Annotated in this window: 21 protein-coding genes; 7 read left to right on the top strand and 14 right to left on the bottom strand. The window is 70.6% G+C overall.

Annotation, left to right across the window (positions count from 1 at the left end; translation table 11 throughout):
• Window positions 1-138 precede the first annotated feature (138 nt).
• From ACQPYK_RS19925 to ACQPYK_RS19905, 5 genes are all read right to left on the bottom strand, one after another.
• Window positions 139-2,640, bottom strand: coding sequence for a sugar phosphate nucleotidyltransferase (locus ACQPYK_RS19925; protein WP_433257263.1), 2,502 nt, complete (start codon window positions 2,638-2,640; stop codon window positions 139-141).
• Between the two features lie 3 nt (window positions 2,641-2,643).
• Window positions 2,644-3,204, bottom strand: coding sequence for a CDP-alcohol phosphatidyltransferase family protein (locus tag ACQPYK_RS19920; protein ID WP_433257262.1), 561 nt, complete (start codon window positions 3,202-3,204; stop codon window positions 2,644-2,646).
• 266 nt (window positions 3,205-3,470) lie between these two features.
• Complete coding sequence (locus ACQPYK_RS19915) at window positions 3,471-3,890, bottom strand: hypothetical protein (RefSeq protein ID WP_433257260.1); 420 nt, start codon at window positions 3,888-3,890, stop codon at window positions 3,471-3,473.
• Between the two features lie 80 nt (window positions 3,891-3,970).
• Window positions 3,971-4,672: a response regulator gene (locus ACQPYK_RS19910; RefSeq protein WP_433257258.1), complete on the bottom strand. Its 702-nt coding sequence runs from the start codon at window positions 4,670-4,672 to the stop codon at window positions 3,971-3,973.
• Between the two features lie 46 nt (window positions 4,673-4,718).
• Window positions 4,719-6,413, bottom strand: coding sequence for a sensor histidine kinase (locus ACQPYK_RS19905; RefSeq protein ID WP_433257257.1), 1,695 nt, complete (start codon window positions 6,411-6,413; stop codon window positions 4,719-4,721).
• Window positions 6,414-6,562: 149 nt separating this feature from the next.
• On the opposite strand from ACQPYK_RS19905, the gene ACQPYK_RS19900 reads away from it, so the two are divergent.
• From ACQPYK_RS19900 to ACQPYK_RS19890, 3 genes are all read left to right on the top strand, one after another.
• Window positions 6,563-7,171 (top strand): class I SAM-dependent methyltransferase, encoded by a 609-nt coding sequence (locus ACQPYK_RS19900; RefSeq protein ID WP_433257255.1) that lies wholly within the window; start codon window positions 6,563-6,565, stop codon window positions 7,169-7,171.
• A gap of 90 nt (window positions 7,172-7,261) precedes the next feature.
• Window positions 7,262-8,443 carry an acyl-CoA dehydrogenase family protein gene (locus ACQPYK_RS19895; protein ID WP_433257253.1) on the top strand — a complete coding sequence of 394 codons (1,182 nt, stop codon included), beginning with the start codon at window positions 7,262-7,264 and terminating at the stop codon, window positions 8,441-8,443.
• A gap of 66 nt (window positions 8,444-8,509) precedes the next feature.
• Window positions 8,510-8,932 carry an SRPBCC family protein gene (locus ACQPYK_RS19890; protein ID WP_433257251.1) on the top strand — a complete coding sequence of 141 codons (423 nt, stop codon included), beginning with the start codon at window positions 8,510-8,512 and terminating at the stop codon, window positions 8,930-8,932.
• Window positions 8,933-9,079: 147 nt separating this feature from the next.
• Here the strand turns inward: ACQPYK_RS19890 and ACQPYK_RS19885 are convergent, their stop codons facing one another.
• The 4 genes from ACQPYK_RS19885 to ACQPYK_RS19870 form a co-directional block, all read right to left on the bottom strand.
• Complete coding sequence (locus tag ACQPYK_RS19885) at window positions 9,080-10,414, bottom strand: APC family permease (protein ID WP_433257249.1); 1,335 nt, start codon at window positions 10,412-10,414, stop codon at window positions 9,080-9,082.
• A 185-nt stretch (window positions 10,415-10,599) separates the two neighbouring features.
• A complete protein-coding gene (locus ACQPYK_RS19880; protein WP_433257247.1) occupies window positions 10,600-11,382 on the bottom strand; it encodes an enoyl-CoA hydratase/isomerase family protein in 783 nt (260 codons plus the stop codon).
• Window positions 11,379-12,293 carry an alpha/beta hydrolase gene (locus ACQPYK_RS19875; RefSeq protein WP_433257245.1) on the bottom strand — a complete coding sequence of 305 codons (915 nt, stop codon included), beginning with the start codon at window positions 12,291-12,293 and terminating at the stop codon, window positions 11,379-11,381. Before ACQPYK_RS19875 ends, ACQPYK_RS19880 begins: the two co-directional genes overlap by 4 nt.
• A gap of 64 nt (window positions 12,294-12,357) precedes the next feature.
• A complete protein-coding gene (locus tag ACQPYK_RS19870; RefSeq protein ID WP_433257243.1) occupies window positions 12,358-13,047 on the bottom strand; it encodes a gamma-glutamyl-gamma-aminobutyrate hydrolase family protein in 690 nt (229 codons plus the stop codon).
• 490 nt (window positions 13,048-13,537) lie between these two features.
• Here ACQPYK_RS19870 and ACQPYK_RS19865 point away from each other — a divergent pair, with 490 nt between their 5' ends.
• Both ACQPYK_RS19865 and ACQPYK_RS19860 read left to right on the top strand, forming a co-directional pair.
• The gene (locus ACQPYK_RS19865; protein WP_433257241.1) at window positions 13,538-14,680 is read left to right on the top strand and encodes a globin domain-containing protein; all 1,143 of its coding nucleotides are present in this window, start codon (window positions 13,538-13,540) and stop codon (window positions 14,678-14,680) included.
• A gap of 111 nt (window positions 14,681-14,791) precedes the next feature.
• Window positions 14,792-15,871, top strand: a complete 1,080-nt coding sequence (locus ACQPYK_RS19860) for a WD40/YVTN/BNR-like repeat-containing protein (protein WP_433257239.1) — start codon at window positions 14,792-14,794, stop codon at window positions 15,869-15,871.
• 97 nt (window positions 15,872-15,968) lie between these two features.
• On the opposite strand, the gene ACQPYK_RS19855 is transcribed toward ACQPYK_RS19860, so the two are convergent.
• Together ACQPYK_RS19855 and ACQPYK_RS19850 are read right to left on the bottom strand one after the other, a co-directional pair.
• A complete protein-coding gene (locus tag ACQPYK_RS19855; RefSeq protein ID WP_433257237.1) occupies window positions 15,969-18,869 on the bottom strand; it encodes a type 2 lanthipeptide synthetase LanM family protein in 2,901 nt (966 codons plus the stop codon).
• A 20-nt stretch (window positions 18,870-18,889) separates the two neighbouring features.
• On the bottom strand, window positions 18,890-19,093 hold the full coding sequence (locus tag ACQPYK_RS19850) for a DUF6229 family protein (protein WP_433257235.1): 204 nt from the start codon (window positions 19,091-19,093) through the stop codon (window positions 18,890-18,892).
• 131 nt (window positions 19,094-19,224) lie between these two features.
• Here ACQPYK_RS19850 and ACQPYK_RS19845 point away from each other — a divergent pair, with 131 nt between their 5' ends.
• Both ACQPYK_RS19845 and ACQPYK_RS19840 read left to right on the top strand, forming a co-directional pair.
• Window positions 19,225-19,851 carry a sigma factor-like helix-turn-helix DNA-binding protein gene (locus ACQPYK_RS19845; RefSeq protein WP_433257233.1) on the top strand — a complete coding sequence of 209 codons (627 nt, stop codon included), beginning with the start codon at window positions 19,225-19,227 and terminating at the stop codon, window positions 19,849-19,851.
• A 901-nt stretch (window positions 19,852-20,752) separates the two neighbouring features.
• Entirely contained in the window at window positions 20,753-22,258 is a 1,506-nt protein-coding gene (locus ACQPYK_RS19840) for a BTAD domain-containing putative transcriptional regulator (RefSeq protein ID WP_433257231.1), read from the top strand.
• A 36-nt stretch (window positions 22,259-22,294) separates the two neighbouring features.
• Here the strand turns inward: ACQPYK_RS19840 and ACQPYK_RS19835 are convergent, their stop codons facing one another.
• The 3 genes from ACQPYK_RS19835 to ACQPYK_RS19825 are packed head-to-tail and all read right to left on the bottom strand — an operon-like array spanning window position 22,295 to window position 25,202.
• Window positions 22,295-22,771, bottom strand: coding sequence for a S26 family signal peptidase (locus ACQPYK_RS19835; RefSeq protein ID WP_433257229.1), 477 nt, complete (start codon window positions 22,769-22,771; stop codon window positions 22,295-22,297).
• Entirely contained in the window at window positions 22,759-24,687 is a 1,929-nt protein-coding gene (locus ACQPYK_RS19830; RefSeq protein WP_433257227.1) for an ABC transporter ATP-binding protein, read from the bottom strand. Before ACQPYK_RS19830 ends, ACQPYK_RS19835 begins: the two co-directional genes overlap by 13 nt.
• Entirely contained in the window at window positions 24,684-25,202 is a 519-nt protein-coding gene (locus tag ACQPYK_RS19825) for a TlpA family protein disulfide reductase (RefSeq protein WP_433257225.1), read from the bottom strand. The genes ACQPYK_RS19830 and ACQPYK_RS19825 overlap by 4 nt, the downstream gene beginning before the upstream one ends.
• Between the last annotated feature and the right edge of the window lie 62 nt (window positions 25,203-25,264).

Here is a 25,264-nt window from a genome sequence, read left to right as displayed (position 1 = left end):
ACCGTTGAGAAGCAAAGATCAAGGCAGACGCTCGACCGCGGGTTCGGTCGGTGACAAAGTTACAGGCGGGCGGTGCCCCCGGTCCATGCCGCCGCGCTGGGTTCGTCGCACGTGATCCGGCCGGCGCGCCCCGTCCGGTCACGTGCCCGCCGCCTCCTCCACGACCCGCGCCCAGTGCTCCAGCAGGCTCTGCGCGGAGTCCACGTCGCCTCCCTCGGCCCACAGGTGGGTGACGGCCTCGGCCGGATCGGGCAGCACCAGCGCCCAGCTGCCGTCCTCGGCCACCACCCGCACGCCGTCGGTGGTGTCGATGCGGTAGCGCTCGGCGGCTTCGATCACCGAGCGCATCACCACCCCTTTGGCCGCCCACGGTGTCGGAACGGTACGGCGCAGCAGCCTGGCCTCGGGGATCCTGGCGTCGATCTGGCTGAGCGACAGCCGTGTCCTGGCGACCAGGCCGAGCAGGCGCAGGAAGACCGCCAGGCCGTCCACCGTGGGGCCGAACTCGGGCACGATGAAGCCGCCCCGCCCGTCCGCCGCGAAGATCATGTCCTGGCCCCGGACGGAGGTGGTGAGCGCGTCCGTCGCGGTGGAGGTCCACTCGACCTGCACCCCGTGGAAGCGGCAGACCTGCTCGGCCACCCGGGTGGTGGTGACCGGCAGCGCCACCCGGCCGCCGCACCGTTCGGCCGCGACCAGGTCCAGCACCACCAGCAGGGCGCGCTCCTCGCTGATCAGCTGGCCCATCTCGTCCACCAGGGCGACCCGCTCCCCCACCGGGTCGAACCGCACCCCGAAGGCCGCCCTGGCGGAGCTGACGAGCTCCGAAAGGCGCTGCAGGTCGCGGCGGCGCTCGGCGAGGGTCTCGGTGGGCGAGGCGTCGTCCAGCCGGTTGTTCACGGTGAGCACGTCCACCCCGACCCGGCCTAGGAGGCTGGGCAGCACCAGCGAGGAGGTGCCGCCCGCGCAGTCCACCACGACCTTCATGTCGGCGTCGCGGACCCCCGTCATGTCGACGCAGCGCAACAGCTCGTGGGTGTAGTCCTCGACCGCCCGAGCGGGGAAGCTGAGCTCGGCGATCTCCCCGGGGAAGGCCCGGCGGAACTCCTGCCGGGAGAAGACCCGCTCCAGCTTGCGCTGGGCCGCCTGGGACAGGTCGGCGCCGTGCTCGTCCATGAAGACGATGTCCACGCTCTGCGGGTCTCCCGGGGTGGTGCGCAGCGCGATGCCGCCGACGGCGTTCTCCCTGGCGGTGTGGAAGCGGGACACCGGTAGCGGGGCCGCCTCCAGGTCCAGGACGTTGATCGCGCTGGCGGTCAGGGCGCTGATCACGGCCCGTTTCAGCGCCCGCGCGGCGCGCGAGGAGTCACGGGAGGTGATGACCGAGGCGCCCTTCTTGAGCGTGGTGGCGTAGGCGCTGGCCAGCCGTACGCACAGCTCGGGGGTGATCTCGACGTTGACCAGGCCGGACACTCCGCGCGGGCCGAAGAGGTTACGCTGGCCGCGCGGCTCCCAGATCACGCTGGTGTTGACCACCGCCCCCGCCTCGATGGTCTTGAAGGGGTAGACCTTGACCCCGGAGGAGACGTACGCCTCGGCCTCGATGATGCACTCGTCGCCGACGACGGCGCTCTCCTCGATCCTGACGCCGGTCATCAGGTCGGTGTTCTTGCCGATGACGCAGCCGCGCAGATGGGCGCTGGGGCCGACGTAGACGTTGTCGTGGACCACCGCGCGGTGCAGGAAGGCGCCCTCGCGGACCACGACGTTGCTGCCCAGGACGGTGTATTCGCGCAGCTCGGCGCCCGCCTCGACCTTGGCGTAGTCGCCGATGTAGAGCGGGCCCTTGAGCACGGCGTCGGGGTCGACCGAGGCGCCCTCGGCCACCCAGACGCCCGGGGAGACCTCGAAGGCGTCGGTATCCACCCTGACCCGGCCGGAAAGCACGTCGGCCTGGGCCTTGAGATAGCTCTCGTGGGTGCCGACGTCCTCCCAGTAGCCGTCGGCGACGTAGCCGTACAGTGGAGCGCCGCGCGCCAGCAGGCGCGGGAAGACGTCGGCCGACCAGTCGACCGGCTCTCCGAGGGCGATCTCGTCGAGGACCTCCGGCTCCATCACGTAGATGCCGGTGTTGACGGTGTCGGAGAAGACCTGCCCCCAGGTGGGCTTCTCCAGGAAGCGCTCCACCCGGCCCTGGTCGTCGACGATGACGATGCCGAACTCCAGCGGGTTGGGGACCCGTTTGAGGCCGATGGTGACCAGCGCGCCGTTCTCACGGTGGAACCGGATCATGTCGGTCAGGTCGATGTCGGTGAGCGCGTCGCCGGAGATGACGAGGAAACGGTCGTCGCGGAGCTTGCCGGCGGCGTTCTTGACGCTGCCGGCCGTGCCGAGCGGGGTGTCCTCGGTGGCGTAGTACAGGCTCATGCCGAGCTCGTCGCCGTCGCCGAAGTAGTTGCGGACCAGGGCGGCCAGGAACTGCACGGTCACCACGGTCTCGGTGAGCCCGTGCCGTTTCAGCAGGCGCAGCACGTGCTCCATGATCGGCCGGTTGATCACAGGTAGAAGGGGTTTGGGCTGGTTCGCAGTCATCGGCCGGAGCCGTGTTCCTTCCCCACCCGCCATCACAACGGCCTTCACAGATCACCTCTTAAGGCGTTTGTCTCCTTTGACGAGCTGCCGCACCTGTACCCAATACAGCACCCCGGACCACCAGTACAGACCTGTGCCCCAGATCGCGAGCGACCAGCCGACGATTCCGGCCACATACGCGTACCAGGCGTCGTGGTGGGCGAGGAAGAGCAACGGGAAGGCATAGAGCAGGTTGGCGGTGGCGGCCTTGCCCAGGAAGTGCACCGGCAGCGCCGGGCCGTACCCGAGGCGGCGCAGGATGGGCGGAATGCCCAGCAGCATGACATCGCGCAGCGGGATCGCCAGCGCCAGCCACCAGGGGATGATGTCCCGCATCGCCAGGCCGAACAGGGTGGCCAGGATGTAGAGCCGGTCGGCCAGCGGGTCGAGCAGGCGGCCGAGCCTGCTGGTCTGGTTCCACGCCCGGGCGATCTTGCCGTCGAGCCAGTCGGAGAACCCCGCCAGCATCAACAACGCGACGGCCCAGCCGTCGGCCTTGGGCCCCAGCACCAGCCACAGGAAGACCGGCACGCCGAGGAGCCTGGCCAGGCTCAACGCGTTGGGAACCGTCAAGATTCGATCCTCGGCTCCCGATGCTTCCGGATTCACCCGAATGTCTCCCTCCCCGTACTTGATGCCGACCCTACCGGTGCGGGAACGCGCGAGCCGTCCCGCCCGATGCGGACTCCGCCTCCGGGCGGGCGGAGGACGCCGAAGGCGCCACCGCCTCCCCGGTGGGGTGCGGTTGGCGCCTCGAAGTCCCCGGCCGGCTCCGACCGGCCCGACCGGCTCGGAAGGGGTGCCGGACGGTCTGCGCCCGGCACGCCTTCCGGACGGGCCTAAGAGCGGCGTACGGCGGCGCGGGGTGACCAGGCCCAGATCAGCACGGCCACGGTCAGGCCGAACAGGGCCAGGCCACTGGGCACGTGGGTGCCGAGCATCTCCCAGCTGAAGTGCTGGCCCAGACCGATCAGGAGCAGGCCGAGGCTCGCCGACGCGGGCCACCCCGCACCCCGGCCCGGCCGCCAGACCAGCACGGCCGCGACGGTCTGGAGCAGCGCGATCAGGTGCACCACCATTCCGACCATGACGTGGGTCTCGGCCAGCTCTCCCCCGCTCTGCACGGCCTGGCCGGCGAACGAGGCGGCGACGACCAGGGCGGCCGCCTGGGCGACGACCAGGACGCGCAGGCCGTAGAGCAGGCCGGGGGAAACGGGGCGGCCCTGTGCTGCGGCCGGCGGGGCGACGACCTCCTGCATGAGATGTGTCCTTCCTCCGGTAACTGATGACCGGTGACTGGTGAGGAGCACATCGTGGCCGCCGAGGACGCGCCGGGTCGTCAGCCTGGGGGGTGACTCCCCGATCCGCCTCGTGGTGGATTCCGGACCGGGCGGAACCCGGCGTCGACCAGACCGATCCGGTGCGCGACCACCGCGGCCTGGGTGCGGTTGCGAAGGCCCAGCTTGTCCATGGCGGTCGAGACATGGGTCTTGACGGTGGTGACTCCCACGTGGAGCGCGTCGGCGATCTCCGCGTTGGACAGCCCCACCCCGACCAGCGCCAGGACCTCCAGCTCGCGGTCGGTGAGCCCGGCGGGGATGTGCGCGGTGGCCTGCTCCTCGGCGGCCAGCGCGCGCTCGACCACCCGGCGCAGCACCGAGGGGGCCAGCAGCGGCTCCCCGGTGGCGGCCCTGCGCACGGCGTCGACCATCCGCTCGGGCTCGTCGTCCTTGACCAGGAAGCCGATCGCCCCGGCGCGCAACGCGGCGTAGACGTTCTCGTCCTCGGCGAAGGTGGTGAGGATGACGATCCGCGCGCCGGGCCAGGCCCCCAGGATCCGCCGGGTCGCCTCCAGCCCGTCCACCCTGGGCATGCGCAGGTCCATCAGCAGCACGTCGGGACGGAGCCGCTCGGCCTGCTGTACGGCCTGCGCCCCGTCCACGGCCTCACCGCAGACCTCCATCTCTCCGGCGGCCTCCAGCAGCATCCGCACGCCCGCGCGCACGAGTGCCTGGTCATCGGCGACGACGACTCTGATCACCGATCCTCCTTCGGCCGCCGCGGGACCCGGGCCCTGCCATGCTCTCTCACGAGGTCTCACCTTCCTCCCGCCACCAGGGCATTCTCCTGCGCACCGGCGCCGCCGCGCACGCGCGCTCGACGCGCTCCAGGGGGAGCGTCGCCGCCAGCCGCCAGCCCCCGGCCCCGTCAGGACCGGAGGACAGGTCTCCGCCCAGTGCCCGCGCGCGCTCGCGCATGCCCGCGATGCCCTGCCCGGAGGAGGGCAGCGCGTCGCGAGGGCCGGGCGGCGGACCGCTGAGCACGTTCACCCTCAGGGAGTCGTCCGCCACCGTCAGCTCGACGACCGCCGAGGTGCCGGGGCCCGCGTGCTTGAGGACGTTGGTCAGGCCTTCCTGGACGATCCGGGCGGCCGAGGCCCGGGTCACCAGGGGCACGAGTTCGGCCCCGGGGTCGAGGCGGAGCTCGGCCTCCAGCCCGGCCGCGTTCATCCGCTCCACCGCGTCGCGCACCACCTCCTCCGGGTCGGCCACGGGCAGGTGGGCGAGATCGGGGTCGCGCAGCACGTTGAGCAGGCCGCGCAGATCCTCCAGCACCTGGTGGCCGGTGGAGCGGATGTCGGACAGCGCCTCGGCCACCGGCCCCGAGGGCGCGGCGTACTGGGCGGCGCCGGCCCGCAGCACCATGGCGCCGACGTGATGGGCCACGATGTCGTGGACGTCACGGGCGATGCGCTCGCGCTCGGCCAGCAGGTCGGCCCGGGTCCGCTCGGCGGCGAGCTGCCTGGCCTCCTCCGCCATGGCCAGCTCCAGGCCCGCCGCGTCCCGGCGGACGCCGATGTAGCGGCCGATGATTATGGGGGCCGCCACCATCGCCAGCAGTGCGGCCACCCTGGGTGGAGTGATCCGTGACAGTTCGTCGCCGACGATGTTCAGCGCGGTCACCCCGCCGGCGATCAGGTAGGCGACGGCCGTCCAGGACCAGGAGGCGTGCATCGCGAAGGCGCCCAGCGTGACCAGGAACAGGCCCTGCATCGAATTCGCGGCGAACCCGGCGCTCTGGTCGGCCAGGAGCACCAGCAACGCCTGCAGCCCGAACGCGGTGCCCGGCAGGCTGCGCACCAGTCCGGCGGTGAGGCCGCAGCCGATGGCGAACCATCCCGCCGCCCAGACCGGCAACGGACCGTCGTGCCACTCGGTCCAGGTGTCGAGCACCATGAAGGCCACCCCACCGCCCGCCAGCAGCAGGTCGAGGCCGGGACGCCGTTCCACGGCGGCCATCGACTCGACGGGGGCGCGCAGGTAACGGCCGGCGACGACCGGGGCCGCGGCCATCGCAAGCGGGAAGTACCAGGTGCCGAGGGTGAAGGAGATCCCGGGATCGGCGAGGTTGACCGCGGTGGCGAAGCCGGCCAGGACGGCGGCGGGCGCGATCTCAGGCCAGGCGCCGAGGTAGGCGAGTGCTCCCACCGCGACGGGGAGCAGGATCTGGACGGTGTCGGAGGTGTGGACGCCGAGTTGGTCGCACACGATCAGCAGGAGCGCCTGGTAGACGCAGACCACGAACGGCAGCCGCCGGACGAGACCCATGGGCGCCCCGGCCAGCGATGCGAGGATTCCCACGCTCCACCAGGGCATCGTGCCCGCCTGTCCGGATTTGCCGGAGACGAACAGATCCAGGGCGACCGCGGCGGTGGCCAGGCAGACGTCCAGAACCCGGCCGCGGGATCGCAGGGGAGAAAGGACCGCACCACGGGATCGCATGGGAGAAAGGTATCCGGGCGAGCCGGGCGCTCCTCATCCTCGCGGGGCATCCGATCATCCTTCAGGAGGGCGCCGCCTCCTCCAAGTGGCCGCGATATCAGCCGGATGGCTGAACCGTGTGGCACCGCGCAGCCTTTACGCTTCACAGCATGACCAATGACACCACGCTGTTCCTGGGTCAGTGGATTCGCTCCCCGGGAACCGTCGGGGCGGTGGCGCCGAGCTCACGCCGGCTCGCCGAGACGGTGACGACGCCCGTCCCGCACCGGGGCGACCCGGTGGTCGTCGAGCTCGGTCCCGGCACGGGGGCGTTCACAGCGGAGATCCAGCGGCGGCTGGGCGGCCGGGGACATCACATGGCCGTCGAGATCAACCCGAGGCTGGCCGAGTTCCTCTCCACCCGCCACCCGAAGGTGGACGTCGTGGTCGACGACGCGGCACGGCTGCCGCAGCTGCTGGAGGAGCGTGGGTTCGTCAAGGCCGACGCGATCGTGAGCGGGCTTCCCTGGGCGGCGTTCTCCGAGGAGACGCAGATCCGCCTGATGGACGCCGTCACCGCGATCATGGATCCGAACACCGCCTTCACCACCTTCGCCTACAGCTTCGCCAAGCGCCTGCCCCCCGCGCTGCGCTTTCGCCAGCGGCTGCACGACACCTTCGAGGAGGTCGTCGTGGGCCGGACGGTGTGGGGCAACCTTCCGCCGGCCTTCGTCTATCACGCGCGCCGGCCCCGCGAGAGCGTCGTCGACTGGAACTGAACTCCCGGCACGCGGCCTCGCGTTCGGGGGTGCAGCTTAACCGAACTTCGTTCTACCATTGCGCACGCAACGAGAACGGAGTTGATCACGGTGGACTTCACGCTTCCCGAAAGCGCGCTCGCCGTCCAGCGCGGTATCGCCGACATCTGCTCGCACTACGACCTGGACTACTGGCAGCGCTGCGAGAGCGAAAAGCTCTGGCCGGAGGAGGTTTGGGCGGATCTGGCCAAGGGCGGCTGGCTCGGCCTGGCCGTTCCCGAGGAGTACGGCGGAGGCGGCCAGGGCCTGCTTGAGCTGGCCGTGGCGACCGAGACGCTGTCGGCCTCCGGCTCGGCCGGAGGATCGGCGTTCACCTACGTCCTCACGCCGGGCTTCGGCGCCATGACCCTCGCCAGGCACGGCGACCCCCGCCAGCGCGAGGAGCTGCTGCCCCGGCTGGCCACCGGCGAGCTGGAGACCTGCTTCGCCCTCACCGAGCCCGACGCCGGGTCCAACGCCCTGGGCATCTCGACCTTCGCCCGCCGCGACGGCGACGAGTTCGTCGTCACGGGTCAGAAGATCTGGATCACCGGTGTGCAGCGCGCCACCTGGATGCTCCTGGTCACCCGGACCGTTCCGGCCGCCGAGGCCCGACCGCGCACCAACGGGCTGACGGTCCTGCTGGTGAACGTGCCCGAGGCGGTCGCCGCCGGTCAGCTCTCCTTCCGGCCGATCCCGAAGATGGGCGCCAACACCACCCCGTCCAACATGGTGTTCATCGACGACCTTCGGGTGCCGGCCGCGAACGTGGTGGGCGAGGTGGACCAGGGCGCACTGGTGCTGTGGGACATCCTCAACCCCGAGCGCGTCCTGCTGGCGGCCTCCGCGCTGGGCGGCGCCGAGGTCGCGCTGAGGGTGGCCGTGCAGTACGCCAAGGAGCGCGAGGTCTTCGGCCGCCCCATCGGCGCCAACCAGGCCATCGCCTTCCCGCTCGCCCAGGTCAAGGCCAAGATCGAGCTGGCCAGGCTGATGCTCTACAAGGCCGCCTGGCTGTTCGACAACCGGCAGCCGTGCGGCACCGAGGCCAACATCGCCAAGCTGACCGCCTCCCAGGCGGCCTGGGAGGCGGCCGACCACGCCTTCCAGACCCACGGCGGCATGGCCTACTCCCTGGAGTACCCGGTCGCCCGGCTGCTGGCCGACGCCCGCATCGGCAAGGTCGCCCCGGTCACCGAGGAGCTCCTGCTCAACTACCTCGCCACCCAGGTGCTCGGGCTCCCCCGAAGCTTCTGAGCGGTTGCCGGAGCACCGGTACGGGCAGACCATGAGCAGATCCGGCCGAGCACGAGGGAGTGATCGATGTCCGCCTACGCCAGCACCGTGGTCGACGCCTCAGCCGACGAGGTGTGGAGCTATCTGAGAGACTTCGGCAACCTTGCCGAGTGGTTGCCCGGCATCACCCTCTGCGAGATCGAGGAGGGCGACGCCACCCGGCCCGGAGCGGTGCGCAGGCTCGATGGCGCGGGCGGGGTGTTCCGGGAACGGCTGCTCACCCTCGACGACGACTCCCGCTCGGCGAGTTACGAGATCTTCGACAGCCCGCTGCCGGTCCGCGACTACCGGGCCGTCTACCGGGTCTTCCCCATCACCGACAGCGGCCAGGCCTTCATCGAGTGGTCGGCCACCTTCGAGGCCGACGACGAGGAGAAGATGAACAAGGTCTTCACCCGCGGCGTCTTCGAGCCCGGCCTGACCGCCCTGGGCAAGCGTTTCCAGCGCTGAGACGGACCGATCAGGCGTTCTCCGCAAGCGGGCCGGTCCCGGACCGGCCCGCGTCGTTTCGCACATCCAGGCCCGCGCCCCCTGCCCGGATCCACTGCCCCCTGCCCTACCGCACGCCCCGATCCACGGCCCTGCCCGAACCACGCCCTACCGCACGCCCGGACCCGCGGTCTCCCGCACGTCCGGGCCCACGGCCGCCCCCGCCCGGTCCCGCACCGCTTCGCCTCTCCTGCCCCGCACGGCGATGAAGACGCCGGCCGCCGCCGGCACGGCGGGAACGAGGAGGTACGGCCCGCAGGAGGCCAGTAGCAGCAGGGTGAAAGCCGTGGCCACGACGGCGATCCGGCGCCCCGGCGGAGGCAGCAGGCGGGACGCGGCGGCGACGCCGACCGTGGTGACGGCCGCCAGGCAGGCCGAGGTGGCGCGCATGAGCGTGTCGAGGTCGATCTCGCGGGCCGTCGCCACGACGGTGAGGGCCGCGGTCAGCACAGCGAGGAGGGCGAGGCTGCGGCCGGGCTTCTCCCCCGGCGCCGCCCCCTTCGCCAGTGCCCGGGGCAAGGCGCCGTCGCGTGCCAGCGCGGCGCCCAGCCGCGCGCCCGCGGCGATGTAGGCGTTGATGGCGCCGAAGCTCAGCAGCACGGCGGCCGCCGCCGTGACCGGCCCGGCCAGGGCGCCCATCCCCTCCCGCAGCAGCAGGGCGAGTGGGACCGGGGAGGACTCGGCCCGGTCACCGAGCAAGCCGATCGTGGTGACGGCCAGCCCCAGGTAGAGCACGCCGACGATCGTCAGGGTCAGCGACGTGGCCCGCGGCAGGTGACGGCGCGGATCGGCGAACTCAGCCGACAGGTGGCTGGCGGCCTCCCAGCCGACGAAGGAGAAGAAGAGCACTCCCGCCGCGTGGGCGATCCCGATCCAGCCCCGGGGCGCGAAGGGGGTGAAGTTGCCCGGCCGCACCGCGGGCGCGGCCACCACGATGGCGACCACCAGCAGCACGACGAGCAGGGCCAGCAGGATCAGCTGCAGCCGCCCGGAGAAGCGCAGACCGGCGTGGTTGGCGGCGAAGGCCGTGGCCAGCAGGACGCAGGTCACCGTCACCGTCCCGGCGGGACCGAGGCCGAGGCCCGAGGCGACGTAACGGGCGCCGATCACGGCTCCGGCCAGCACGCCGATCGGGACGGCGAAATAGAACCACCAGCCGGTCACCGCGGCCACCCGGCTCCCGAAGGCCCGGGCGGCGAATGTGGCCACCCCGCCGCCGTCGGGGAACCGGCCGCCCAACGCGGCGAAGGTCAACGCCACCGGCACGCTCAGCGCCAGCAGCACGACCCAGGCCACGATCGAGGCCGGTCCCGCCGCAGCCGCGGCCAGGTGGGGCATGGCCAGCACGCCGGGGCCGAGCACGGCTCCCAGGAAGAGCGCCGTGCCCTGGCCGAGGCCGAGTCGATGAGCGGCCGCCGTTGCGGGAGACCTCGTCTTCACCATTTGCGGCTTCCTTTCATTCGGTCGGTGATACGCCGATGAAGGTAGCCAAACGGGTGTCCGAAATCGCCTATCGCTGAACATATAACCGGAATGAAAGCGTCATTCTGGTCATAAGCGAACGTCGTACGGCAGCCGCCCGCCTTTCCCGGACGGATGCCCGGCCGGTTCTCGCCGGCGGACGCCGGTCAGCCGAACCGGGGCGGGCGCTTATCCCGGACGGCTCGCACGCCCTCGGCGACATCGGGCCCGGTGAAACCGAGGAACTCCATGGCCAGGGAGGCGTCGAAGGAGGGACCGGCCAGGCGCAGCCAGTTGTTGAGGGAGTATTTGGTCAGGCGGATCGCCTCGGCGGAGCCGGCGGCCAGCCGGGTGGCGATCTCCAGGGCCCTGTCGTGCACCTGGTCGTCGTCAACGCAGACGCTGACCAGGCCCATCGCCTCCGCCTGCTCGCCGGTGACCGGCTCGCACAGCAGCAGGTGGTATTTGGCCTTGGCCAGCCCGCACAGCAGTGGCCAGACGATGGCGGCGTGGTCGCCGGCCGCCACGCCCAGCCGGGTGTGGCCGTCGATGATGCGGGCGGCACGGCCGGCGACGGAGATATCGGCCAGCAGCGCGACCGCGAGCCCCGCGCCCACCGCGGGCCCCTGGATGGCCGAGACCACGGGCTTGGAACAGTTGAGCACGTTGTAGACGATGTCGCGGGCCTCGGTGAAGACGCGCATGCGCGTGCCGTGGTCGCGCGTCATCTCCTCGATCATCGACAGGTCGCCGCCCGCGGAGAAGGCCTCTCCTTCTCCGCGCACGACGACCGCGCGCACGTCGTCGTCGCGGTCCACGTCCCGCCAGATCTCGGCCAGCTCGCGGTGCCCGGTCATGTCCACGGCGTTGAGCCTGCGCGGCTCGCTGATCACGATCCGGAGCACCCCGTCGGCGGCCCAGTCGATCTTCAGTTTCTCGTAGTCCCTCACCGGAAGGCCTCCTTCAGCCGCGCGGCGGCGTACTCCCGCGCCTCGACCGCCTGGTCGAAGAAGCCGGGCAGGCCGAAGAAGCCGTGGACGGCCCCCTCGTAGCGCATCAGCTCGACCGGCACCCCGGCCGCGGCGAGCTGGGCGGCGTAGGCCTCGCCCTCGTCGCGGAGCGGGTCGCACTCGGCCGTGATCACCGTCGCCGGCGCCAGGCCGGCCTTGTCGGCGAGCCGGAGGGGAGCCAGCCGGGGATCGGCCGGATCCCCGCCGTACTGCTGGGCGAACCAGGCCATCTCGTCGGCGCCGAGCCCGAACCCCGTGGCGTAGTCGCGGTAGCTCGGGGTGTCCATCGCGACGTCGATCACCGGGTAGACCAGCACCTGGTGCGCCAGTCGCAGTCCGGCGTCCCGGGCCCGCCAGGCCGCGACGGCGGCCATGTTGCCCCCGGCGCTGTCGCCGAGGACGGCGATCCGCTCCGGGTCGGCCCGGTAGGCCGCGGGACGGGCGAAGACGTCCTCGACGACGGTCCACGCGTCGTCGGCCGCGGCCGGGAAGGGGTGCTCGGGGGCGAGCCGGTAGTCCACCGAGACCACGACCGTCCCGTTGCGCACGGCCAGGTCGCGGCCGAGGGCGTCGTTGCGGGCCACGCTGCCGAACACCCAGCCGCCGCCGTGGAAGTAGACGATCGCGGGGAGCGGACGATCGCCCTCCACCGGCCGGTAGATCCGGACCGGCACCCCCTCCACGACCTCGTCCACCACGACCGGCAGCGGCGCCTTCGGCCCGCGTTGCTCGGCGAGGCCGTCCATGGTCCGCATCTGGACGATCATCTCTGGGGTCAGGGAGGAGACGGGAGTCCCCAGATCCGTCGGGAACAGCTTCAGATAGGCCTCAGCCTGGGGATGCAACGGCATGAGCGCACATTACCCCGGCGGTGCCGGCCCGGCCGTTGACGACCTGGGCGGAGCCGGCCGAGGGTCAGCCGGCGGCGGCCTCGACCAGCGCCCCGACGAGCCGGTTGTCCTCCCCGCGCTCGGGGTGCCACTGGACGCCCACGGCGAAGCGGTGCCCCTGGAGCTCGACGCCCTCGACGATCTGGTCGTCCGCCCAGGCCACGGCGAGCAGGTCGGCGCCGAGCCGCTTGACCGCCTGGTGGTGCGGCGCGGTCACCTCGGCGCGGTCGCCCACCGCCTTGCCCAGCTTGCTCGACACGCTGATCTGGATGACGTGCGTACGGCCGGCGCCTGCGTGGCGGTCGTGGTCGACGACCTCGGGAAGCCAGGGGATCAGGCTGCCGCCCCGGGCCACGTTGAGGATGTGCATGCCCCGGGCGACCCCGAGCAGCGGAAGGTCGGCCTGGACGGCGGCGCGGGCCAGCGCCAGCTCGAAGCGGTCGCGGTGGGGCTGGGGCTCCTCCACCCGCTCCTCGCGGGCCGCGCCGTACAGGGCCGGGTCGAGCTCGCCGCCGCCGGCGAGGATGATCCCGGACAGCTCGCGCGCGTAGTCGTCGACTCCGCCCAGGTTCAGCGGCGGCAGCAGGACCGGCAGGCCGCCGGCCTTTTCGACCGCACGGGCGTAGGAGAGAGGCGACAGGACGGCCTCACGGACCCAGTTGCCCCAGCGGGCGGCCTCGAGGTAAGCGGTGATACCGATCAAGGGTCGGGACATGCGTTCTCCATGGGGCCATGCGGAAGGCGGCACCCCGTTTCGGACGGCACCGATCCCATCTCCGGCAGGATCCCTATCATGACGCACACCATTTCGGTTATGTCACGCATCTGAGGTATCAGTGTCGTCTCGCCGGAGACCGGCCGCCGCCGCCCACGGGAGAGGCCGCGGCCCGGGCACCCGCGGCGGATGACCATGACAAGAATTCGCAGAACGGGTAAAACGGGGACTTCGGATAAATGCGATTCTTATTCACTTATCTCTTCGAGAGCGCGTAACGCCCGTCACGGAAAATAACTTTCCCATTACAGATAGTTTGAATTCCCATCATATTGCAGAGAAACGGTTGTGACGTCCACATAGTGATGGAAGACTCAAATTCGAGCGATCAGGTGCGCCGGGGCCGCCGACCGCTCGTTACCCGGAACCGTCAGGGAGGTGGATCTGCATGATCGGGTTTTACCCGATCAATTAGGGTGGGTTCGGTCAAATGTCGTTGAATCCGCGTCTCGTCAAGGAAAGCTTCGCCGTCGTCGAGCCCGTCGCGGACAAGGCCGCGGCATACTTCTACGGTCGTCTGTTCGCCGAGAACCCGCACCTGCGGGGGATGTTCCCACCGGCCATGGACCTCCAGCGCGACCGCCTGTTCAGCGCGCTGACCAGGATCGTCTGGAGTCTCGACAGCCCGGGCAGCCTGTCGTCGTTCCTCGGCCAACTCGGCCGCGACCACCGCAAGTACGGGGTGGTCGCCGAGCACTACACCGCGGTCGGCAACGCGCTGCTGGCCACGATCAGGCGCTTCGCCGCCGAGATCTGGACAGCCGAGATCGAAGCGGCGTGGGCGGCCGCGTACGCCGTCGCCGCCGATCTCATGATCGATTCGGCCGTGTCCGACTCGGGCGTCTCACCCGCCTGGTGGCCGGCCGAGGTGATCGACCACGAGCGCCGCACACCGGAGATCGCGGTGATCACCCTGCGGCCCGGCCAGCGCCTGCCGTACCAGCCGGGCCAGTACGTCAACGTGCAGACCCCCCGCTGGCCGCGTGTCTGGCGCCCGTTCTCCATCGCGAACGCGCCGCGGGAGGACAACACCATCCGCCTGCACGTCAGGGCGGTCCCCGGCGGCTGGATCTCCACCACCCTGGTCGAGCACACCAGGATCGGCGACACCGTGACGCTCGGCCCGCCGGTCGGCACGATGGCCCTCGGCACTCCCGGAACACCCGGGACTCCCGGCAGCTCCGGCCGTGACATCCTGTGCGTCGCCGGAGGCACCGGGCTCGCCCCGCTCAAGGCCATCGTGGAACACGTCATCGCGTCGGGGCGCCGGCCCAACATTCATCTGCTGTACGGCGCACGTCACTCGCGTGAGCTCTACGACCTGCCCGACCTGATCCGGATGGCATCGGGCTTCCCCTGGCTGAAGGTGCTGCCCGTGGTCTCCGACGAGCCCGGCTACGACGGCATGCGAGGCCGGGTGACCGAGGTGATGGAGCGTTTCCACTCCTGGGCCGACCACGAGGTCTACGTCTGCGGCCCGGCCGCCATGGTCGACGAGGCCGTCCGCACGCTCCAGCGCGGCGGGGTGCCGCCGGCCGACATCCACCGGGATCTGGCCCACGGCGAGCCGTGAGCGGCGCCGACCGGCCGCGACCGTCGCGTGAATCACGGAGATCGGGGCACGACGCGTCGCGGCATGGCAGCATGAGGCCAGATCGAAGGCCGGATCGAAAGGGAGGCCGTCATGCACGACACGCTCCTCGCCGTGGGCACCCGCAAAGGCCTGTTCCTGGCCCGCTCCAGCGGGGGCGGCCCGTTCGAGGTGGAGCCGGTCCGCTTCTCCACCATCGGCGTGCACGCGGTCGCGATCGACACCCGAGGCCCGGTCCCCCGGATCCTCGCCGGAATCGAGTACGGCCACTTCGGCCCGTCCGTCATGTGGTCGGACGACCTCGGCGCGACCTGGCAGGAGGCCGGCAGAGCCCCGATCGCCTTCCCCGAGAACACCGCGACGACGCTCACCCGTGTCTGGCAGCTCCAGCCCTCCCCCACCGAGCCGGAGGTCGTCTGGGCAGGCGTCGAGCCGGGAGCGCTGTTTCGCTCCGAAGACCGCGGTGTCACCTTCTCCCTGGTGGAAGGCCTGTGGCACCATCCGCACCGGGCTCAGTGGCAGCCCGGCTTCGGCGGGCTCTGCCTGCACACTGTGTTGCTCCACCCCGGCGACCCGAAGACCATGGCGGTGGCGATCTCCTCCGGGGGCTTCTACCGCAGCACCGACGGCGGCGCCTCCTGGGAGGCGGCCAACCGGGGGATTCGCGCCCCCTTCCTCCCCGAGGGGTCGCAGTATCCGGAGTTCGGGCAGTGCGTGCACAAGGTGGACATGCACCCGTCCCGGCCGGAGCGGCTCTTCCTCCAGCACCACTTCGGCGTCTACCGCAGCGACGACTTCGGCGGCTCGTGGGTCTCCGTCGGCGACCCGCTCCCCTCCGACTTCGGCTTCCCCCTGGTCGTGCACCCCGACCGGCCCGACACGCTGTACGTCTTCCCGCTCCAGGCCGACCTGGACCGCACGCCCGCCGACCACCGCTGCCGGGTCTTCCGCAGCGACGACGCGGGCGCCTCGTGGCATGCCCTGGCCGCGGGGCTGCCCGAGGGCCCGGTCCACGCCGCGGTTCTACGCGACGCGATGTGCGCCTCCGGCGCCGGGATCTTCTTCGGCACCCGGGACGGTGAGGTGTACGGCTCCCGCGACGACGGCGACACCTGGTTCCCCGTCACCCGGCACCTGCCGGACGTGCTGACCGTACGCGCCGTAGTGCTCTGAACCGGCGGCCGGGCCCGTCACGGACGTGACGGGCCCGCTCCCCGGCCGGCCGCCGGTGAGGAGAGGTCGTCTCCCGGTCCTCGGCGTCCAGGCCGGTTCACCCCTGTGGGTCGGGCAGCAGGACGGAGGGCAGCCGGCTGGCGGGGTGCATCCGCAGCAGCTGGTAGATCACCCCGCCCACACCGGGCAGCAGCCCCGGTGCGAAGGCGTCCCTGGCCAGGCCGCTGACGGGACCGTACTCCTCCAGACTGCCGAGGACATGCGCGTCCAGGGTCTCCCGGTCCAGCCCCTTCGGCCCCAGGCCGATCTCCATCGCCCGTCGCACCACCTCCCAGCTCCCCAGGTCGCCGTGGCAGAGCGTGTGATTCCACCCCATGCCGCCGGACCAGCAGGCCGCCGCGGCGCGGCGCAGCACCTCCCGCCATCGCCGGTCGCCACCGTGGGCCAGCCGCTCGACGGCCACGACACCGATGCCTCCGGCGCCGTGGCACCAGGCCGCGGCGGTCACGCCGGGCTCGCGCAGGTCCCGCCAGCCTCCCTCCGCCGGGTCGAACAGCGACTCCTCGTAGGAGAAGGCGGCCTCGGCGAGCGCGCCGAATTCGGCCCCGCCGGGCGTGCCCGGCGGGGCGGGTGCCGTCGAATCCGTGGCCTCGGACAGCCGGGCCAGTGCCCAGCCGATGCCGGTGGCGCCATGTGCGAACCCGCCCAGCCCCTGGGGGAACCTGGCGCTGGGCCAGCACGTGCCGGCGTCCCCGGATTCGGCGAGCGAGACCAGCCGTTCCCCGATCCGGCGGGCCGTTTCCGACCAGCGCTCGTCTCCCGTGCATTCGGCCAGGCGCAGCAGCGGCACCACCGCTCCGGCCATCCCGGTGAGCACGTCGTAGGTGTCGTCGGCCGCCACCGCCTCGGGAACCCGCTCGGCCAGGGCGCACGCCCGAACGACCGCCTCGGAGCCGACGGCGCCGAGCCTGCGCAGCAGCAGCCAGCTCCAGATCTGCGAGCCGAGGCCGATATAGCCGCCCGGAGGCTGCGGGCGCAGTTTCGTCCCGCCGCGCCGGTTCGCGGCGTCGTTGTCCTCCGCCGTCCTGATCGTGCGCAGCACGTCGGCCAGGAGCCGCCCCAGCCCCGGGATCTCGTCGGCCCGGCCCTGCCCCGCCTCTCCCAGGTAGGCCGCCAGCAGGACGGCGACGCCGTGAGCCCCGCCGTAGACGTCGGGGGACAACGGCTGCACCGCCCAACCGGTGGGGTTGAGCACCGGCGTGATCCAGGTGACGGTGCCGTCATCGCCTCGCACGGAGGCCTCCAGCAGCCCGCGGGCGATGCCGGCCGCCGCCTCGCGCCGGCGGCGGTCCAGATCGCCGGTCCGCACCAGGGTGGCGACCAGCGGCTTGTCGTCGGGCAGCCACCCCTCGTTGAGGTAGGCACTGACCAGCGCGGCCTGGATGACCTGATGGTCCAGGACCGGATCGCGTCCGCGCCAGCGCCGCAACGCGTCGGCGAGAAGGTCATGCTCCGTCCCGCAGGAGGTCGCGCCGGGGCCGTCCAGACGCCCGCGGCCAGGCGTGGTGGAGAAGAAGGGGATGTCGCCGCCCAGCAGCTCGGTCACCTCCGCGTCGATCACCCCGGGGTCGGCCGGCGCTCCCGGCAGGTTCTCCGCCTGCCGGGCCAGCAGCCGTGCCGCCTTGCTCCTCGCCGTGGCCTCGTCGTGGAGCGAGACCGGGTGCCACAGCATCCGGCTCAGCTCGGCGTAGGTCTCGGTGGCGCGGAGCACCACCCGGATCGGGCACTCGGCGAAGTCCGCGAGCGCCCCCTCCAGCTCGCCGGCCCGGTCCAGCTCGCCGAGATGCTCGCCCAGCTCGGTGAATCCCGACACCACCAGGTCCCAGTAGCCGCCCAGCACCGGGTCGGGACTGGGGTGGTTGGCCGCCGGCGCCACCGCCGTACGCTCCAGGCCCACCCTGGCCACGTCGGTGCCGGCGTCGATGACGACCGGCAGCTCCGCGGAGGGCTGCTGGCCGGGAAGGGCGCCCAGCGCGGAGGCGTCGATGCCGCGCCAGCCCAGCGCGACGCCGCGTCCGGGCAGCAGGCCGGTGCGCAGCACCGACCCTCGGACCAGCTCGACGGCCCGGTCGATCGCGAGACCGTAGCCGGAGGGCGGGCCGGGAACGTGCGGGGTGAACAGCGTCTCGCAGTCGACGACGACGGGCACGGGCCCGGCCGCGATGAGGTTCTCCGCGTGCAGGTCGCTGCCGCCGACCAGACGCATCAGGGCCAGCCAGTGCCCGATCCCCCGGTAGAAGGAGCGCAGCTCCGAGTCGCCCTCGCAGTAGCGGTGCCGGATGTGCTCGGCCCAGCCGTACCCCTCACGCGCGATCACCTGAGGCACGCGGATGGGGTTGTCCGCGGGCAGGGCCGGCGCGAGTCGTGAGATCAGCCGGGCCAGCGCCGAATCGACGGCCAGGGATCGCGGCTTGTAGACCACACGGCCGTCCATGCCGTCCGTGCCGTGCAGGACGGCGACGGTGTGGCCGCCACGGTGGCTGTCGCCGGCACCGAACACGACATGAGCCAGCTCGCCCGTCATGCCGCCCGGCAGCGCGGCCAGCTCGTCCCTGTCGGCGGCGAATCTGCGGGCCAGCGCCGCGGCCGCGGCGCACCTGTTGTCGACGACCGTGCCCAGCCTGGCCAGCAGCGTGGGGTAGTGCTCGGTCAGCGATCGCCAGAACGCCGGCTTCGCCGAGAGCGCCTTCCATTCCTGCCATCTGGCCTGCGGGTCGGCCGCGACCAGCCGGCCGCTGATCCTGGCCGCGTTGAGCTCCAGCACTAGGACCCGGCTGACCTTGCGGCGTACGGTCTCCTCCAGCGCCGCGGCGGCGCCTTCGTGCAGTGCGCGCCGCTCCGCATCGCCAAGGCCGGTGACCGACCCCAGCCGGGCCGCCAGCGTGGTCAACGCCGGTCCTGTCAGGAAGTCCAGGGAGGGGTCGAAGTCACCGGCCATGCCGTCTCACCTCTCCTAGATCAGCAGCACACTCTCGTCATCGACCACGTGCAGGCGGTTCCGCAGCGACCGGACTCGGGCACCCCCGCCATGGTGATCTCGGATTCGGCGTACTCGCCGCTTGAGAGCAGCGGCCCGGCCGGGTTGTCCCAGCCCTCGATCGGTTCCGTGCCGCTGCGCCAGCCGGCGATGATCTCTTCGGCCTGTTCCAGGGTGACGGGCATGGTCACTCCCTTCTCGACTTTCTCGACGTGGCGTCATGATCTGCGTTAGCCGGGACGGGTGATAGAGGCCATAATGGAGGCCTTGACACGCCTCGGCCGGCATGAGAGCACTCCCTGACCGAAGGGCGGACATGATCACCATGTCGATGGTCGACGGCGACCAGATGCTGCTCGACGGGTTGACCGCCTGGCTCTCGGCCACTCCCGACGTGCGACTGCTCAGCACCGCCCGCACGGTCCCCGAGTTGCTCGGCTCCGGCGTGGAACGGGCTGACGTGGTGATCCTGGACCTGCTGCTGGCCGACCGCTCCGATCCCATCGCCAACGTGCGCACGCTCGTGGCCGCGGGTCATCGGGTGCTGGTCGTCAGCGTGGTGCCGTCGGCGACCATGGCCATGCAGGTGGTGCGGGCCGGCGCGAGCGGCTATCTGACCAAGGACCACAACCTGGCGGCGCTGGTCTCGGCGGTCCGCGAGGTCGCGAGCGGAGAGATCGCACGCTCCCCCGAAGCGACCTCCGGCAGGTCGTCCGACCGCGGCGTGGACCGTCCCCTGCTGTCGCCCCAGGAGCGGGCCGTCCTGCTGGCCTACGCATCGGGGATGACCCTGGCGGCCGCCGCCCGCAGCACCGGCGTCCAGCCGGGGACGGCGAAGAACTACCTGGAGCGGGTGAAGGAGAAATACCGCAGGGCCGGCCGGCCCGCATACACCAAGATCGACCTGGCGACGCGGGCTCGGGAGGACGGCCTGCTGCGCTGAGTACGACAACGAGCTGAGTACGACAACGACAGGTCGTCGTGCGGGTCTTCGTTTGTGGTGACCGACATGCCCACGAGCCGGCCGGCTCGGCCGGACCGGTGTCGCCGGGCCGGGGAAGGGCCACGGCGCCTACTCCAGCGGCGACCGCCGCGTCACCGGTCCGGTGAGCCGAACCGGTCGCGAACGAAGTCACCTCACACCGGCGTAAGGGGTGATGACCTTTAGTGATATTGCGTAGGGAAGATCATCAGGTCATCCTGATCATGACGGCGCGGTGCCGGGGGGAGCAGACGGGTGGATCTGATCCCTCGCTCATCCGCGCTCGGAGGTATCGGATCGACATCAGGGGGAGCCGATGCGACACATGACAAGGAAGACGGTTTCGACGATCCTTGTGACCGCCGCCATGGGCCGGGAGGCGCCGCCACGCCTGTGTCCACTCGCGTTACCGGCATGGTATGGAATGCGCGTTCGTACGGCTAAGCCGCCCGCGGCTTAGCCGGTGGGCTTGGCCTGCGTTTCGACAGTGGGTGCCGGATCGGTAAGGGCGCCGTTCGCGGTGCCGCGTCCGGAAATTCGACCTTCGTTGTCCGATCCCTTCCGCGTCACCGGTTCGCGGTGTACCGGATCCAGGGCGACCTCGAGGTGCGACCACTGCGAAACCGATCGGCCCTGAGCCGCGCGGCGACCAGATGGCATGACGCCCTAAACCGTGCGGCGACCAGATGACATGACAACGGACCGTGGCACCTGCCCGCCCGTTTGACGTCGAACCCCCCATGCGGACCAGACCGCCGAATCATCCCTCGGCCGGACGTCTCAGCCGATTACGGAGATCACGAAAGGCCGAGGCCGGGAGACCCGAGGTGCTGGTCTTTCGCAGACACAGGAGATCTCATCCATGTTGGTCAAATTGCTCGGGCCGGTGGAGATAGCCGAAACAGATGGCTGGCGACGCAGTGGCCCGCCCAAACAGGCGTGCGTCCTCGCCAGTCTCGCCCTTACACCGAGAACGACGCTCAGTATCGACACGCTGGCGCATCGGATCTGGGGAAGCGATGCTCCCGTTGAGAAGCGAAACGTCATCTACGGGCACATCACCCGGCTGCGGCGACTGCTCAGCATCCACGAGGCGGTTGAGCTGCGTCGTGTCAGCATGGGCGGATACAGGTTGGAGATCGCAGCCGATCAGATCGACGTGTTCCACATGCGAGCCCTGGCCGGACAGGCGCGCGAGGCACATGAGATGGGAGAGGTGGCCTTGGCGGCCCGGCGCTGGCGTGAAGCGGCCGAGCTGTGGCACGGTCCCGCGCTGGCCGGTATCGAAGGATCCTGGGCGGCCCGGACCAGACGCAAGCTGCATGATGAGCACATCGCCGTATTGGCGGACCTCAGCGACTGCGAACTGGCGCTGGGACGTCACGCGGAGGTCGCCGCCGACCTTGTGTGCGTCGTGGAGCAATATCCCCTGGCGGAGAATCTGATCGCGCCCCTCATGCTCGCCCTGTATCGGTGCGGCAGGGTGACCGAGGCGTTGGCCCGCTACGCGGACACGCGCAACCGCTTGCGCGAAGAACTCGGTAACGAGCCTGGTAAACGGCTTCGCGAACTGCACCAGCGCATCCTTCGCCAGGATCCTGAACTGGTGAACACAGCAGGCGCGATCGAGCGGGTCCGGCCGCCTGCGGGAGGGGCGATTCAGTTTGCCCCATTTGTTCCGGTGCCACCGTCCATGAACACGAACGATGACATCGGTCGCAGGAAGATACACAGCATGCCCGGCCGTGTGCTGGACGGCGTCGGCGGCGTGACCAGGCGGTTGGCGACTCACGTGCTCGATGGCGTCGTCAGCGATGCCACCGGGCGGTCGGCACCTCATGTGCTCGATGGCGTCGTCAGCGGCGCAGCCGGGCGGTCGGCACCTCGTGTGCTCGATGGCGTCGTCAGCGATGCCATCGGGCAGCTGGCGACACAGAACCGGGCACTTGGCTTCGCCATGACAAGGCTGTCGCACGAGGCGGCCACCCGGCTCGGGCTGCAGCCGGTCGATCAGCAGTGCGTCGACCTCCTGCACCGGACTGGGCCGATCCACATCGCCCGGCTCGCCCGGCTCACCGGGCTGAGCGCCGTCTCGGTCGCCGAGATGGTCGACCGGCTGGAGCGGGCGGGCTTCGCGCACCGCCAGCCTGCCGTCTGGGGCGGATGCAAGATCGTGGTCGTCCCGCTGCCGTCGGCCGAGGCGAAACAGGTCTCCGAGCCGCTCAGGGAGCGGCTCGACAAGCTGAACGGCCAGTACTCGGAAGCCGAACTGGCTCTGCTGACCGACTATCTCGAACAGGTGGCGGGGCTCATGCAGGAGCACGCCGACGCGCTGGGCTCCGGCGTGCCGCTCCGGAAATCGTCGTAGGCCTGCGAATCGGTTCTGGCCGGCACGAAGACCGATCTAGTCGGCGGACGGGACGGGGGCGGAAACAGCGGTTCGCTGAAAACGGTGTACGACGACTCCCAGGATCTGGTCGCGAGGGCACGGACCGTGCTGCTTGGAATCGATACTTTGCGGGCCGTCCCCGATGACCAGAATGTGGTCATCGGGGACCACGCCCTTGCTGCCCGCCCTCGGCGGATAGGGGTCGCCCGCCAAGGCCACCGCGCGTTTGATGTACCAGCGAGTCCCCTTCGGGGCGCGCCCGACGGGCGGGTTGTCCCTCCAGCCCGTCACCATCGCCGGGCGCGCGATCACCACGATTCCGCCTCTGCGGAGGTTCCGGGTACCGCGCCGGATCAGAACCCGATCTCCCGTTTTCAGCGTGGGAGTCATGCTCAGGCCGCTGACAGTGATCACCACGAAGTTGCGCCGGATCCACCACGCCGCGGTGAGGGTCAGGGCGGTCAGCGTGCTCGACGTGATCAACCGGGACATGTTTCCATCTCCGACGGAGATTGAAGCGAGCTCTTCGGCCGAGCCGGGTCGTCCACATAGTTCGAAGCCTGGATCGTGAACAATCGGGCGTATTCCCCTTCGGCGGCCATCAGATCATCATGACTGCCCTCTTCTGTGATCTTGCCTTCCTGGAGTACCACGATCCGGTCGGCTCGTCGCACCACGCCCAGGCGATGCGAGATGAGGACGCTGGTCGCGCCGGCCTGATGCTCACGAAGCCTGTCGTGAACGGATTGCTCGGCGGCGGCGTCCAGCCCGGCGCTCGGCTCGTCGAGAATAAGGAGATCACGGTCGGTGCGCATCAGAGCGCGGGCGAGGGCGATCCGCTGCCACTGCCCGCCGGAGAGAGTGGTGCCCTGCTCCGGATCGTCTTCGTCCTGGAAGAAGATGCGTGACAGCATGGTGTCGTATCCGCGAGGCAGGCGCGTGACGAGGTCGTGGGCGCCGGCCCGTCGCGCGGCCGTGTGGATCAGCTCGGATTCGTTCAGGTTCTCCGGGTCGCCGATGCCGATGTTCTCGGCGGCCGTCAGGTCATAGGACATGTAATCCTGGAACACCGCGCTGATGCGGCGACGCAAATGGGTGATCTCGACATCGCGGATGTCCACGCCGTCCCAGCTGATGCCGCCCTTGGTCGGGTCGTACATGCGGCACAGCAGCTTCACCAGCGTGCTCTTGCCCGCGCCGTTGAGACCGACGAGCGCCAGCGACCTCCCGAAGGGGATGGTCACGGTGACGCCGCGAAGCACCCACGGCCCGTCGTCGGTGTATCGGAACCAGACGTCGTCGAGCTGGATCGCGCCGCTCAGCGCCGGGAGGCTGCGAGGGTTCATCGGAACGGGAAGGTCGGCCTCCTCCTGTGTGATGTCGACGTAGTGGCCGAACATCAGCAGCGCGTGGTAGCCCTCGGTCACATTGGACACGGCACCGCTCAGCCCGCCCTGGATCCCCGCGACCGCCGCGATGAACGCCGAGACGTCACCGATGCTGAACCCGCCTCGCATAGTGACATCGATCATCCAGATCAGCCCGCCGGCCGCTACGGCCGCGCCCAGCACCGCCAGCGGTCCCTGCCCGGCCAGGACCCTGCGATCCAACCCCTCCTCGGCACGATTGATCTCCCCGGTCTCCTCACGCATGCGTCCCAGGAGAAAGCCGCCGGAGCCGAAGAGCCGGGTCTCCTTGATCGCCGTAAGATCCAGCATCAACGTCTGGTAGAACATCCGCCGTCTGGTACGGGGACTCATCCGCCACATCATGTCGGCCTGCTGGCGGCTGATCGCCAGCTGAACGAACAACGCGGGTATCGCGGCCACGACAGTGATCAGGGTGACCATGGGACTGATGACCACGAGGACGCCCAGGAGGCTGCACACCATCAGAGCGCTCTGGATCATTCCGAACAGCGAGGCGATCACCTGCTTCGGCGCCGACATCGCCGCCTGCTGCGCGAGCCGTAGCCGGTCCAGGAAGGCGGGATTCTCGAAACGCGCCATTCCGGCCAGGCGGTTGACGGAGGAGTAAAGCCTGTCCTGCACCAGCAGGGCCACCCCTCGCTGGAGCCGCGACCTCACGTACTCCGACCCGTACGGCAGCATGGCGGCGGCCATGCCGAGCAGGCCGATACCGAGAGCCAGGTGCGTCGGTGAGATGCCTGGCAGGGACGACCCGTCCGAGGCGGAGCCGGCCGCCGCCCCGCCGAACTGGATGCCGTCGATGAGCCATTTGGTCAGCAACGCGACGCCGGCCGGCAGCATGCCCTGCATCACGGTCATCACCAGGTACAACGTGGCTTCCACCGGCCCCGCCCGCCAGGCCAGTCCCAGGGCGTGCGCCGCCCGGACCGCCAGCTCCCGCGAACCTCCGACCGTGGCGGCGTCCTGCCGATCGGTCATGCCGGGATTCCGGCCGCGAGCGTTCCCCCGCCGTGGCCGGAACGGACGACCACGCCGTCGGCGCCGGCTATCACGAAGGCGGGAAAACTGTTTATCGAGAACGCGCGAGCCATGCTCCCCATCGTCTCCTCGACGATCACCGTAGCCGTTCCGCCCAGTTCGTCGACGTACTCGGACGCGTTGCCGTCGTTGTCACCCACCACCGCGATGACCTGGCCGGTCGGCAACGCGTTCTTCCTGGCGAACTCGATCAGTTTCGGCACGGTCGGCTTGCATGCCGAACAACCTGTGTCGAAGAAGGCGAACACCGCTGCCGACCCGGCCGTGGTCTGGGCGGAGACGATCTCACCGGATACCGCCTCGCCGTGGAACGACGGCATCCGGCTTCCCGCCGGAAGCTCCGGCAGGTCCGGCGGCGCCGCCCGCCCCGCTCCCGTGGAGGCCGTGTCACGCAACTTGCGGATCACCGCCATCGTCAACAGCAGGTTCAATACGGAAATCCCACCGATCAGCACGACGGCGGCGACGAGAAACGACATGAAAGCAATTACTCCGTTTCAATGGGACCGGTGTCACG

The organism is Streptosporangium sp. CA-135522 (assembly GCF_050949235.1).
Classification (GTDB): Bacteria; Actinomycetota; Actinomycetes; order Streptosporangiales; family Streptosporangiaceae; genus Streptosporangium.
Note: the sequence above shows the minus strand (reverse complement) of the source record. Positions and strands in the feature narration are given on the sequence as shown.